The following is a 12,453-nucleotide window of genomic DNA, read 5'->3' on the forward strand; positions in this document are numbered from 1 at the left end:
AAAGCACAACAAAAAACCCGCGCCTGTCACCAGAACGCGGGTTTCTCATATTGCCTCAAGCAATCAACGCTCCAGCAGAATCCGCAACATGCGACGCAGCGGTTCAGCCGCGCCCCACAGCAACTGGTCGCCCACGGTAAACGCGCCGAGGAACTGACTGCCCATGTTCAGCTTGCGCAGACGCCCCACCGGTACATTCAGGGTGCCGGTGACCTTGGTCGGGCTCAGCTCCTGCATGCTGATATCGCGGTTGTTCGGCACCAGCTTGACCCACGGGTTGTGCTGGCTGATCAGCCCTTCGATATCGGCGATCGGCACGTCTTTGTTCAGTTTGATAGTCAGCGCCTGGCTGTGGCAGCGCATGGCGCCGATGCGCACGCAGATGCCGTCGACCGGGATCGGGCTCTTGAAGCGACCGAGGATCTTGTTGGTCTCGGCCTGGGCCTTCCACTCTTCGCGGCTCTGGCCGTTCGGCAGCTCTTTGTCGATCCACGGGATCAGGCTGCCGGCCAAGGGCACGCCGAAGTTTTCGGTCGGGTAGGCATCGCTGCGCATGGCTTCGGCCACACGGCGATCGATGTCGAGGATCGCGCTGGCCGGGTCGGCCAGTTGATCGGCGACGGCCGCATGAGTGGCGCCCATTTGCTTGATCAGTTCGCGCATGTTCTGCGCGCCGGCGCCGGACGCCGCCTGATAGGTCATGGCGCTCATCCACTCGACCAGGCCGGCTTCGAACAGGCCGCCCAGGCCCATCAGCATCAGGCTGACGGTGCAGTTGCCGCCGATGTAGTTCTTGGTGCCGGCGTCCAGTTGCTGGTCGATGACCTTGCGGTTGACCGGGTCGAGAACGATCACGGCGTCGTCCTGCATGCGCAGGCTCGAGGCGGCGTCGATCCAGTAACCTTGCCAGCCGGCTTCGCGCAGCTTGGGGAACACTTCGCTGGTGTAGTCGCCGCCCTGGCAGGTCAGGATCACGTCGAGGGTTTTCAGCTCGTCAATGCTGTAGGCATCCTTGAGCGGGGCAATATCCTTGCCCACGGACGGCCCTTGACCACCCACGTTCGACGTGGTGAAAAACACCGGCTCAATAAGATCGAAATCCTGCTCTTCCAGCATCCGCTGCATGAGCACGGAACCGACCATACCGCGCCAACCGATCAGACCTACACGTTTCATCGCAACTACACCTTGTTAAAAAGTGGGCCGCCTGGCAGCAACAACTGCCAGCGGGCCCGAGAGATTACAGATTCCGCAGCGCGGCGACTACTGCGTCGCCCATTTCTTGCGTACCCACCCTGGTGCAACCCTGCGACCAGATGTCGCCGGTGCGCAGGCCCTGGTCCAGTACCAGGCTCACGGCTTTCTCGATGGCATCCGCAGCATCGGACAGGTTGAAGCTGTAACGCAACATCATCGACACCGACAAGATGGTCGCCAACGGGTTGGCAATGCCCTGTCCGGCGATGTCCGGCGCCGAACCATGGCACGGCTCGTACATGCCCTTGTTGTTGGTGTCCAGGGACGCCGACGGCAGCATGCCGATGGAACCGGTGAGCATCGACGCCTGGTCGGACAGGATGTCGCCGAACAGGTTATCGGTGACGATCACGTCGAACTGCTTGGGCGCACGCACCAGTTGCATGGCGGCATTGTCGACGTACATGTGGCTCAGCTCGACATCCGGGTAGTCCTTGGCCACTTCTTCGACGATTTCACGCCACAGTTGGCTGGACGCCAGGACATTGGCCTTGTCGACCGAGCAGACCTTCTTGCCACGCACGCGGGCCATGTCAAAGCCGACACGGGCGATACGGCGGATTTCGCTCTCGCTGTACGGCAGGGTGTCGTAGGCCTGGCGCTCACCATTGGCAAGCTCACGCACACCGCGTGGCGAGCCGAAATAGATACCGCCGGTCAGCTCACGCACGATGAGGATGTCCAGGCCAGCGACGACTTCCGGCTTGAGGCTCGACGCCTCGGCCAGTTGCGGGTAGAGGATTGCCGGGCGCAGGTTGCCGAACAGGCCCAGTTGCGCGCGGATTTTCAGCAGGCCGCGTTCAGGGCGGATGTCACGCTCGATCTTGTCCCATTTCGGGCCACCTACGGCGCCGAGCAGCACGGCGTCGGCGGCACGGGCGCGCGCCAGGGTCTCGTCGGCCAGGGGCACGCCGTGCTTGTCGATGGCCGCGCCGCCGATCACGTCGTGGCTCAGCTCGAAGCCCAGGCTGTATTTGCTGTTGGCCAGTGTCAGGACCTTGACCGCTTCGGCCATGATTTCCGGACCAATACCGTCGCCTGGGAGAATCAGAATCTGCTTGCTCATGCGTTCCTCATTTCATCGAGCGACCTGCCCGGGGGCAGGTCGGAAAATTGATCAGCGTTCGGCCCACACCACCTGCACGTCGGTGCTGAAGGTGCCGTCGGCTTGAATTTCATAGTAATCGCGCACTTCCTGACCCATCGCCAGCTGCAGTTCAAGGATTGCCGCGCGCAAGGCCTGGGGCGTGCGCATGCGCTCGACCCACGAGGCGTATTCCAGACGCAGACGCTGACGGCTGCTGCTGCGTACATGCAAGCCGGCTTCGCTGAGCTGGCGCATCCACTCGGCGGCGGAGTAATCGCGCACGTGGCTGGTGTCGCGCAGCACTTCGACGGTTTGCAGGTAAGTGTCCAACAGCGGGCTGCCCGGTGACAACACATCCACGAAAGCCGCCACGCCGCCGGGCTTGAGCACGCGGCGCACTTCACGCAGGGCCAGACCGAGGTCGCTCCAATGGTGGGCCGAGTAGCGGCTGAACACGAAGTCGAATTCGCCATCGGCGAACGGCAGGCGTTCGGCGGCGCCGTTTACGGTGCTGATATTGGTGAAACCACGCTCTTGCGCAGCAGCGGCGACCACGTCGAGCATCTGCTGGGACAGGTCGTAGGCCACCACCTCTTTAACCAATGGCGCCACATGAAAGCTGACATGGCCGGCACCGCAGCCCAGGTCCAGCAGGCGTGCGCTGCCCTGCCCGGCCAGTTCGGCCTGGAGCAGCGCGAATTCGGTGCCTTGGGCGTGCACGGCACTGCTCAGGTAGGCCGCAGCCTGCTCGCCGAATTGTTTTTGCACGACTTGGGTGTGGGCGGTGGTGGTCATGGTGGTTTTCCTTGGGTGTTGTGTTGTTAACACTGGCCCTATCGGGGGCAAGCCCCCTCCCACCCTTGACTGCATTCACAGATCAAAATGTGGGAGGGGCGGTGCGACGATTCGACTTGCTCCCGATGGCGGCAGTCCTGCCTACAGCAAATCAGGCGTCGCGAAACAACCAAGGCTGACTCGCCCGGTGTTTGGCTTCAAACGCCGCAATCGCATCGCCGTCCTGCAGGGTCAGGCCGATGTCGTCCAGGCCATTGATCAGGCAGTGCTTGCGGAACGCATCCACTTCAAAGTGGTACACCTTGCCGTCCGGGCGGGTCACGGTTTGCGCGGCCAGGTCGACGGTCAACTGGTAGCCCACCTCGGCTTCAACCTGCTTGAACAGCTCGTCGACTTCTGCGTCGGTCAAGATGATCGGCAACAGGCCGTTCTTGAAGCTGTTGTTGAAGAAGATGTCGGCGTAGCTCGGCGCAATGATGCTGCGAAAGCCATACTCTTCCAGGGCCCAGGGCGCGTGTTCACGGCTGGAACCGCAACCGAAGTTTTCCCGGGCCAGCAATACACTGGCGCCCTGGTAACGTTCGGCGTTGAGCACGAAGTCCTTGTTCAGCGGGCGCTTGGAGTTGTCCTGGTAGGCGTAGCCCACATCCAGGTAGCGCCATTCGTCGAACAGGTTAGGGCCGAAACCGGTGCGCTTGATCGACTTCAAGAACTGCTTGGGGATGATCTGGTCGGTGTCCACGTTGGCACGGTCCAACGGCGCGACAAGACCTGTGTGTTGGGTAAAAGCTCTCATCGGGTATTCCTCAGATCAATTCGCGAACGTCGATGAAACGACCGTTGACGGCAGCGGCGGCGGCCATGGCCGGGCTGACCAGGTGGGTCCGCCCGCCGGCGCCCTGACGCCCTTCGAAGTTACGGTTGGAGGTGGACGCGCAATGCTCGCCCGACTCCAAACGATCCGGGTTCATCGCCAGGCACATCGAGCAGCCCGGCTCGCGCCATTCAAAACCGGCCTCGAGGAAGATCTTGTCCAGGCCTTCGGCCTCGGCTTGCGCTTTGACCAGGCCCGAGCCCGGCACCACGATGGCTTGCTTGATGGTCGAGGCGACTTTGCGGCCCTTGGCGATCACCGCCGCGGCGCGCAGGTCTTCGATCCGCGAGTTGGTGCAGGAGCCGATGAATACGCGGTCCAACTGGATGTCGGTGATCGCCTGGTTGGCTTTCAAGCCCATGTACTTCAACGCACGCTCGATGGAACCGCGCTTGACCAGGTCGGCCTCGCGGGCCGGGTCCGGCACGTTCTGGTCGACGGCCAGGACCATTTCCGGCGAGGTGCCCCAGCTGACTTGCGGCTTGATCTGCGCGGCGTCGAGCTCGACCACGGTATCGAACACCGCGTCGGCGTCGGACACCAGGTCTTTCCAGGCTTCGACCGCGGCGTCCCAATCGGCGCCGCTTGGCGCGAATGGGCGACCTTTGACGTATTCAACGGTTTTCTCATCCGCCGCCACCATGCCCACACGCGCACCGGCTTCGATGGACATGTTGCAGATGGTCATGCGGCCCTCGATGGACAAATCGCGAATGGCGCTGCCGGCGAATTCGATGGCGTGGCCGTTACCGCCGGCGGTGCCGATCTTGCCGATCACGGCGAGGACGATGTCCTTGGCGGTCACGCCGAACGGCAAAGTGCCTTCGACGCGGACCAACATGTTCTTCATCTTCTTGGCGACCAGGCACTGGGTGGCGAACACATGTTCCACCTCGGACGTGCCGATGCCATGGGCCAGGGCGCCAAAGGCACCGTGGGTGGAGGTGTGCGAGTCGCCGCAGACCACGGTCATGCCCGGCAAAGTGGCGCCCTGCTCCGGGCCGATCACGTGCACGATGCCTTGACGCACGTCATTCATCTTGAATTCAGTGATGCCATATTCATCGCAGTAATCGTCGAGGGTCTGCACCTGCAAACGCGATACGGTGTCGACAATGGCGTCGATGCCGCCCTTGCGCTCCGGGGTGGTGGGGACGTTGTGGTCCGGGGTGGCGATGATCGAGTCGACGCGCCATGGCTTGCGCCCGGCCAGTCGCAGGCCTTCGAACGCTTGGGGCGAGGTCACTTCATGGATGATGTGACGGTCGATGTAGATCAGCGACGACCCATCATCGCGCCGTTTCACTTCATGGGAATCCCAAAGCTTGTCGTAAAGCGTTTTGCCGGCCATCAGTCGGTCCTCATCAGCGGTGTTTCATGCGCCGGGCTTTTCAATAACCCTTTGGCTTGTGAGGCTGATGGTATGGCGCTACATTAAATAACTCAAATTCATATTTTTTATGCTTTGGATTACCAACTGGAATACCACCATGGACCTGGCCAACCTCAATGCCTTTATCGCCATCGCCGAGACCGGCAGCTTCTCCGGTGCGGGCGAGCGCTTGCACCTGACCCAACCGGCCGTCAGCAAACGCATTGCCGGGCTTGAGCAACAACTCAAGGTACGCCTGTTCGACCGCCTGGGTCGCGAAGTCGGCCTGACCGAAGCCGGCCGGGCCCTGTTGCCGCGCGCTTATCAGATTCTCAACGTGCTGGACGACACCCGCCGCGCGCTCACCAACCTCACCGGCGAAGTCAGCGGCCGCCTCACCCTGGCCACCAGCCATCACATCGGCCTGCACCGCCTGCCGCCGGTGTTGCGCACTTTCACCCGGGAATACCCGAACGTGGCGCTGGATATTCAATTTCTCGATTCGGAAGTGGCCTACGAAGAAATCCTGCATGGCCGCGCCGAGGTGGCGGTGATTACCCTGGCGCCCGATCCCCACCACCTGGTGCGCGCCACCCCGGTGTGGGACGACCCGCTGGATTTCGTCGTGGCACTCGAACACAGCCTGGCCGGCAACGGCACCATCAGCCTGGCGGATATTGCTCGCCATCCGGCGGTTTTCCCTGGCGGCAACACCTTTACCCACCATATTGTCAGCCGACTGTTCGAAGCCCAGGGCCTGACGCCCAACATCGCGATGAGCACTAACTACCTGGAAACGATCAAGATGATGGTGTCCATCGGCCTGGCCTGGAGCGTGCTGCCACGCACCATGCTCGATGATCAGGTGGCGAGTATCGCTTTGCCGGGCATACAACTCAGTCGCCAGCTAGGCTATATCGTGCACACCGAAAGGACGCTGTCGAACGCTGCGCGGGCGTTCATGAGCCTGCTGGACGCACAAACGGATCTGCCAGGAACACCGGCATGATTCGCTGCGGCTTCAGGCATGAGTACCCCGCGCTGTCCGTCCATCGAGCCAAGGCCCTTTGATAATGCGCAACCCCGTCGACTCAGTGCCACCCTTGCCCCGCATTTACGCCCTCGACCCGCAAGAGGCGGAACAGAGCTGGGACAGCGCTCCGCAATTGCTGGCCGCGCTCAACGCCGCCCGGCTGGGTGCCTGGTACTGGGAAATCGACAGCGGAAAAATCAGCTGGTCGCGAGGCACCCAGGCGCTGTTTGGGTTTGACCCCCGGCAGCCGTTGCCCAAGGACCTGGAATACCTGGACCTGCTGGCGCCGGAGGATCGCGCCCGTGTGATCCGCGCGTTCCACGCGGTATTGGCCGGCGAGCCGTTCGAGCAGGCCATGCACCATCGCATCCGGTGGCCGGATGGCAGCCAGCACTGGCTGGAAATCAATGGCAGTCTGCTGCCGGACAAGGCCGGCCGGCGGCGCATGATCGGGGTGATCCGCGAGATCACCCACCAGCGCGAGCGTGAAGCCGCCCTCAGCCATTCCGAAAAACGCTTCGCCACGCTGTTTCATCTGTGCCCCAACATGGTCCTGCTGACGCGCCAGTCCGATGGACTGATCAGTGAGGCCAACCAGTATTTCGAGATGCTGTTCGGCTGGCCGGTGGCCGACGCCATCGGCCGCACCACCCTGGACCTGGGCCTGTGGCACCACCCCGAACAGCGCATGCAATTGGTCAAGGCCACCCAACGCAAGGGCGAGCCCATCACCATGGAGGTGCAGTTTTGCGCCAGTAACGGCCAGATCCACGATGGCACCCTCAGCGCGCAGAAGGTCGAGCTGGAAGGTGAGGCGTACCTGATCAGCACCTTCCTCGACACCACCGAACGCAAGAACGCCGAACAAGCCCTCAAGGACAGCCAGGAACGTCTCGACCTGGCCCTGGACTCCGCCCAACTGGGCACCTGGGACTGGCACATCCCCACCGGCATGCTCTATGGCTCGGCGCGCGCCGCCCAACTGCATGGACTGCCGCCCGAACCCTTCCATGAATCATTCGATGCATTCTTCGAGGGCATGCCCGACGAAGAACGCGACAACATGCGCAGCGCCTACCGCACCCTGCGCGAAGGCCCGGCCGGCAACTATCAACTGACTTACCGCGTGCCCATGGAAGACGGCACTTCGCGCTACCTGGAAAGCCGCGCCCGCCTGTACCGCGATGAGCGCGGCGCGCCCCTGCGCATGGCCGGCACCTTGCTGGACATCACCGATCAGGTGGAGCGCGAACAACGCCTGAGTGCCTCCGAAGAGAAATTCGCCAGCCTGTTCCAGGCCAGCCCCGACCCGATCTGCGTCACCGGCCTGGACAGCGGCGCCTTTGTCGAAATCAACCCGGCGTTTACCCAGACGTTTGGCTGGACCGCCGCCGAGGTGATCGACAAAAGCGCCGACCAGATTGGCCTGTGGGACGACTCGAACCAGCGCGTGCAGCGTATCGAGCGGGTGATTCGTGACCAGGCGTTGAGCAACGTGGCCGTGGTGGTCCATCACAAGAATGGCCAGAGCCTGACCTGCGTCATTTCCAGCCGCTTGATCAAGGTCGGCGATCAACCGTGCATCGTCACCACGCTGCGCGATATCACCCAGCAACAGCGTTCTGAAGCCGCCCTGAAGGCCAGCGAAGAGAAATTCGCCAAGGCCTTCCACTCCAGCCCCGACGCGATTTCCATCACCGAGCGCGAGACCGGCCGTTATGTAGAGGTCAACGACGGTTTCTGTCGCCTGACCGGTTACCGCGCCGAAGAAGCGATTGGCCTCACTCTGTACCAGATCGGCATCTGGGCCGACGAGAACCAGCGCTCGGCGTTGCTGGCCGAGCTGCAGATCAAGAGCCGCATTCATCACATGGAGATGATTTGGCACAACAAGCGCGGTGACTTGCTGGCGGTGGAAGTGTCGGTGGAGCCCATCACCCTCAACGAAACCCCGTGCCTGCTGCTGACCGCCCGGGATGTGAGCCTGTTGAAAAATGCCCAGGCGCAGATCCGCCACCTGGCCTACCACGATCCGCTGACCAACCTGCCCAACCGTGCGCTGCTGATGGACCGCCTGAGCCAGCAGATCGCTTTGCTCAAGCGTCACAACTTGCGCGGTGCGCTGCTGTTCCTGGACCTCGACCACTTCAAGCACATCAACGATTCCCTCGGCCACCCGGTGGGCGACACCGTATTGAAGATCGTCACCGCGCGCCTGGAGGCCAGTGTGCGCATGGAAGACACCGTGGCACGCCTGGGCGGGGATGAGTTCGTGGTGCTGCTCAGCGGCCTGGACGGCTCACGCACGCAAGTCAGCAAGCAGGTGCAGGCATTGGCCGACACCCTGCGCGAATTGCTCTCGGAGCCCATGTTCCTCGACGGCCAACGCCTGCAGGTTACCCCCAGTATCGGCGTGGCACTGATCCCCGACCATGGTTCGACCCCGGCCGACCTGCTCAAGCGCGCCGACATCGCGCTGTACCGCGCCAAGGACTCGGGACGCAATACCACGCAGATGTTCCACAACAGCATGCAGAGAACCGCCAGCGAACGCCTGCGCATGGAAACCGACCTGCGCCTGGCCCTGTCGCGAGGCGAGTTCAGCGTGCATTACCAACCCCAGGTGGATGCGCGCGGCAACAAGATCATCGGTGCCGAAGCGCTGGTGCGCTGGCATCACCCGGAGTTGGGCGCGCAGTCACCGTCCGAATTCATCAAGGTGCTGGAAGACAGCGGCCTGATCCTCGAAGTGGGCACCTGGATCCTTGACGAGGCGTGCGCCGCCTTTGAACAACTGATCAAGGAAGGCAAAGTCGACCCGTTGAATTTCAGCCTGTGCGTCAACATCAGCCCCCGCCAGTTTCGTCAGAACGACTTCGTGGAAAAGGTGGAACACAGCCTCAACCAGCACTCACTGCCCTATAGCCTGCTGAAACTGGAAATCACCGAAGGCATCGTGATCCAGAACCTGGATGACACCATCAGCAAGATGCGCCGCCTGAAAAAACTCGGTGTGAGCTTTGCCATGGATGACTTCGGCACCGGCTATTCGTCGCTGACCTACCTCAAACGCCTGCCGGTGGATGCGCTGAAGATCGACCAGTCGTTTGTCCGCGACGCAACCCACGACCCCAACGACGCCGAAATCATCCGTGCCATCGTGGCCATGGCCCGCAGCCTCAACCTGGAGGTGATCGCCGAAGGCGTGGAGACCCTGGAACAACTGGCGTTCCTGCAACAGCTGGGGTGCCATTTGTTCCAGGGCTATCTGCATAGCCGGCCGCTGCCGATCGAGGGGTTCAGGCGGTTGTTGGGCTAGATCAGCTTGAGGGCCCGGTACGATCTGTCCGTCCATTTGGGTGAGGACAGGGCGCTTTTCACCCCATAATCATCGACGGCACCCTCGATCACCGCCGCAGCGTGGAAGCCTACGTCCAGAACACCGATGGCGCCATTGGCCAGCTCGTGCGCACTACTTTCCCTTATGTGGGCTACCAGCCCAAGCCGATGCAAGGCGTATCCAAGTTGTTCGCCTTGGCCCAGTTCCTCCAGGGCCCTCTCAAAACTCTGGATACGCTTGAAGGACCTGTTGTTCTCCAACAGCGCACGCTTGGCACTCGCGGCGTACAGGAAGTTGGCATCGTCACCCAGCGCCTGATTATCGCCGCGCAGGTCTGAGGCACTCCCGGCTTTGCGCAACTCCTCACGGGTGAGCGTGAGCCTGAAGCCGTCACGCATGGTCACCTCAAAACCATAGGGCCGAGCAGTGACCTGCCGGAAGACATCGCAAGGGCGTTGTCCAAACCTCATCATCGCCGCCTTGATCGCCGCCACCGTCAAGCAATTATTCGCGCTGCCCTGAAAGAATCCGCGCCAAATGTCCTTGGGTTTTTCACTCAGAGGCGCCTTGCCCAAAGGCGACTTCGCAGATGAGGCATCAGCGTATAACTTGTACCCCTTAGCGTGTTTATCGACCTCAAATCTGTGTACGGAATAATGCTCGACCCCCTCCAGCACCACTGAGCTTTCACGGCCAAAAGACAGTACCGACAAGCCCTCGCCCATATCGCTTCCCCGCACCGGTTGAGCAAAACCCAGCACCCCCAGACTGCCCAAACAATCACGCAGATATTCGCCCCGCACGCTTTGCGCAAGAGCGGCGTCAAAACGGACATGGCCTTCCTCCATCTGCTTGCGCTTTACCAGGACCGTCACTGCGAAGTTAGCGCTTTTGAGCGCGTCGGAATCGGTACCGTGAAACCTGAAGGCTTGCGCCGCTCGGCTCAATTCATCCTGGGTGATGTAGAGCTTGGACCCGTCCTTCTGCGTCACCTCGTAGCCGCCGCTGGAAGGCGTGACTTGCTCGAACATATCGGTTGGAGCAGGCCCGAAAGCGGCCATCATCATTTTGATCGCGGCCGCATGGCTGCTGGCATCGAAGTATTCGCCGAACTGCCGCCTGGCGACATCGAAGGCGTTCACGACATGATGCGTTTTTTCTTGCCTGGAACCCCTTGCACCGTCTCCGAAGGAGGGAAAGTACTGAGTGTTCCTTGCAGCGAGTGGGTAAGTTGATACGCCGGTGTACATAAGACAGATTCCTGATCGAGTTCCGGCACACCCGTAAAAGGTGGGGCGCCGTGTTTTTAAGAGACTTGCGCCACAGTCCTTCACCAATCGAAGGCCTGCCAGTTGTTGGGCTAGACCAGCTTCAGGGCCCTGAACCCGCGATTCATCCAATGCGCCGATGAGCGCAGGTCGTACCTGGACCCGTAGTAATCCAGGGCGCCATCGATGACCACGACCGAATGGCCGTTATCGGCCAGGGTACCGATGGCGCCATTGGCCAGTTCGCGCACAGTGCTCTCCCGCAGATAGCCCAACAGTCCCAGCCGGCGCAGGGCTTGTCCCGGGTACTCACCATCGTTCAGGGTGCCCATGGCGGCCTCGAAGCTTTCCCTGGCCCGAAAGTCGTTATTGTTCAACTGGGCACGCTTGGCACTCACGGCGTACAGGAAATTGGCATCGTCCAACAGCGCCTGGTCGCCGCCGCGCAAGTGAGCGCCACGCCTGGCTTTATCCAGCTCATCACGGGTAAGGGTCAGGGTGAAACCATCACGCATGACCACCTCGTAACCAGCGGGGCTGACTGTCACCGCTCGGTAAATGTCAGCCGGGCTTTGCCCGAACCTCATCATTGCCGCCTTGATCGCCGACACCGTCACGCAATTACCCTCGTACCCCTGGTAGAAGCCGCGCCAGATATCCTTGGGTTTTGGCTTCACGGGCGCCTTGTGCAGAGAGGGCCTCAACCGCGAGTGATCAGGGAACAGGCGATAGCCATACCGATTGCCCACCTTGCGCCGGTCGGCGTAGTGATGCGCCACCCCATCCACCACCAGGGCGCTGCCCAGGTTATGGCTGCCCACCACCGCCACCACCCCCTGACCCACCATCTCGCTCGGCGCTACGTATTGGGTAAGACCATGCACACCCATGCCCTGCAAACACCTGAAGGTGGTTTCGCCTTGCAGGGTTTTTGCCAGGGCCTCGTCAAAACGGGCGTAACCGCCCATGGCCTGCTTGCGTTTCACAAAGACAGCCAGCGCAAAATTGGCAGCCTTGACGGCTTCGGCGTCAGCGCCACTGAACCTCGACGCCTGCGTGACTCGCCTTAGTTCGTCCTGGCTGACATGCACCTTGAATTCATCCTTCATCGTCACGTCATAGCCCCCGGCGGAAGGGGTGACTTGATTGAACATATCCGCCGGGGTGGAGCCCAGCACCCTCATCATCATCTTGATCACCGCGCCGTGGGTGCTGACATCGAAGTCCTCGCCAAAGCGTCTCTGGGCGATATCGAACGACGGGGCAACCTCATTGTTTTTTTTGCCTGCCCCCGCTGAGGAAACCGCTGAAAACGCACCGCCCGCACTTATCACCGGCAGCACCGAAGGGGCACCTACTGAGATACTCATCGACTGGTTTCCTGGTTGTTTGAAACAAATTGACCAACAGACAGCCAGAAGCGACGG

At 61.6% G+C, this 12,453-nt stretch carries 9 protein-coding genes; 2 read left to right on the plus strand and 7 right to left on the minus strand.

Going from position 1 to position 12,453, the window contains the following annotated elements; all coding sequences use genetic code 11:
* Positions 1–63 precede the first annotated feature (63 nt).
* The 5 genes from asd to leuC all read right to left on the minus strand — a co-directional run bounded on the left by asd (position 64) and on the right by leuC (position 5,364).
* Positions 64–1,176, minus strand: a complete 1,113-nt coding sequence (gene asd, locus PSH66_RS19890) for an aspartate-semialdehyde dehydrogenase (protein ID WP_003175096.1) — start codon at positions 1,174–1,176, stop codon at positions 64–66.
* A 64-nt stretch (positions 1,177–1,240) separates the two neighbouring features.
* Positions 1,241–2,323, minus strand: coding sequence for a 3-isopropylmalate dehydrogenase (gene leuB / locus PSH66_RS19895; RefSeq protein WP_305427500.1), 1,083 nt, complete (start codon positions 2,321–2,323; stop codon positions 1,241–1,243).
* Between the two features lie 51 nt (positions 2,324–2,374).
* Complete coding sequence (locus PSH66_RS19900) at positions 2,375–3,139, minus strand: class I SAM-dependent methyltransferase (RefSeq protein WP_305427501.1); 765 nt, start codon at positions 3,137–3,139, stop codon at positions 2,375–2,377.
* 151 nt (positions 3,140–3,290) lie between these two features.
* Complete coding sequence (gene leuD, locus PSH66_RS19905; RefSeq protein ID WP_003175099.1) at positions 3,291–3,935, minus strand: 3-isopropylmalate dehydratase small subunit; 645 nt, start codon at positions 3,933–3,935, stop codon at positions 3,291–3,293.
* A gap of 10 nt (positions 3,936–3,945) precedes the next feature.
* Positions 3,946–5,364: a 3-isopropylmalate dehydratase large subunit gene (gene leuC, locus PSH66_RS19910; protein ID WP_003175100.1), complete on the minus strand. Its 1,419-nt coding sequence runs from the start codon at positions 5,362–5,364 to the stop codon at positions 3,946–3,948.
* A gap of 139 nt (positions 5,365–5,503) precedes the next feature.
* On the opposite strand from leuC, the gene PSH66_RS19915 reads away from it, so the two are divergent.
* Positions 5,504–6,394, plus strand: coding sequence for a LysR family transcriptional regulator (locus PSH66_RS19915; RefSeq protein ID WP_003175101.1), 891 nt, complete (start codon positions 5,504–5,506; stop codon positions 6,392–6,394).
* Between the two features lie 64 nt (positions 6,395–6,458).
* Positions 6,459–9,737 carry an EAL domain-containing protein gene (locus PSH66_RS19920; RefSeq protein ID WP_078825443.1) on the plus strand — a complete coding sequence of 1,093 codons (3,279 nt, stop codon included), beginning with the start codon at positions 6,459–6,461 and terminating at the stop codon, positions 9,735–9,737.
* On the opposite strand, the gene PSH66_RS19925 is transcribed toward PSH66_RS19920, so the two are convergent.
* Together PSH66_RS19925 and PSH66_RS19930 are read right to left on the minus strand one after the other, a co-directional pair.
* A complete protein-coding gene (locus tag PSH66_RS19925) occupies positions 9,734–10,900 on the minus strand; it encodes a hypothetical protein (protein WP_305427502.1) in 1,167 nt (388 codons plus the stop codon). The two genes, PSH66_RS19920 and PSH66_RS19925, sit on opposite strands and share 4 nt — an antisense overlap.
* A 218-nt stretch (positions 10,901–11,118) precedes the next feature.
* The gene (locus PSH66_RS19930; protein ID WP_305427503.1) at positions 11,119–12,396 is read right to left on the minus strand and encodes a hypothetical protein; all 1,278 of its coding nucleotides are present in this window, start codon (positions 12,394–12,396) and stop codon (positions 11,119–11,121) included.
* Positions 12,397–12,453 lie beyond the last annotated feature (57 nt).

It is taken from the genome of Pseudomonas sp. FP597 (assembly GCF_030687435.1).
Taxonomy (GTDB): Bacteria; Pseudomonadota; Gammaproteobacteria; order Pseudomonadales; family Pseudomonadaceae; genus Aquipseudomonas; species Aquipseudomonas lactucae.

Excerpts from the sequence above, each read along its gene's own strand:
- asd (WP_003175096.1), bottom strand. The coding sequence starts at position 1,176 with ATGAAACGTGTAGGTCTGATCGGTTGGCGCGGTATGGTCGGTTCCGTG.
- leuB (WP_305427500.1), bottom strand. The coding sequence starts at position 2,323 with ATGAGCAAGCAGATTCTGATTCTCCCAGGCGACGGTATTGGTCCGGAA.
- PSH66_RS19900 (WP_305427501.1), bottom strand. The coding sequence starts at position 3,139 with ATGACCACCACCGCCCACACCCAAGTCGTGCAAAAACAATTCGGCGAG.
- leuD (WP_003175099.1), bottom strand. The coding sequence starts at position 3,935 with ATGAGAGCTTTTACCCAACACACAGGTCTTGTCGCGCCGTTGGACCGT.
- leuC (WP_003175100.1), bottom strand. The coding sequence starts at position 5,364 with ATGGCCGGCAAAACGCTTTACGACAAGCTTTGGGATTCCCATGAAGTG.
- PSH66_RS19915 (WP_003175101.1), top strand. The coding sequence starts at position 5,504 with ATGGACCTGGCCAACCTCAATGCCTTTATCGCCATCGCCGAGACCGGC.
- PSH66_RS19920 (WP_078825443.1), top strand. The coding sequence starts at position 6,459 with ATGCGCAACCCCGTCGACTCAGTGCCACCCTTGCCCCGCATTTACGCC.
- PSH66_RS19930 (WP_305427503.1), bottom strand. The coding sequence starts at position 12,396 with ATGAGTATCTCAGTAGGTGCCCCTTCGGTGCTGCCGGTGATAAGTGCG.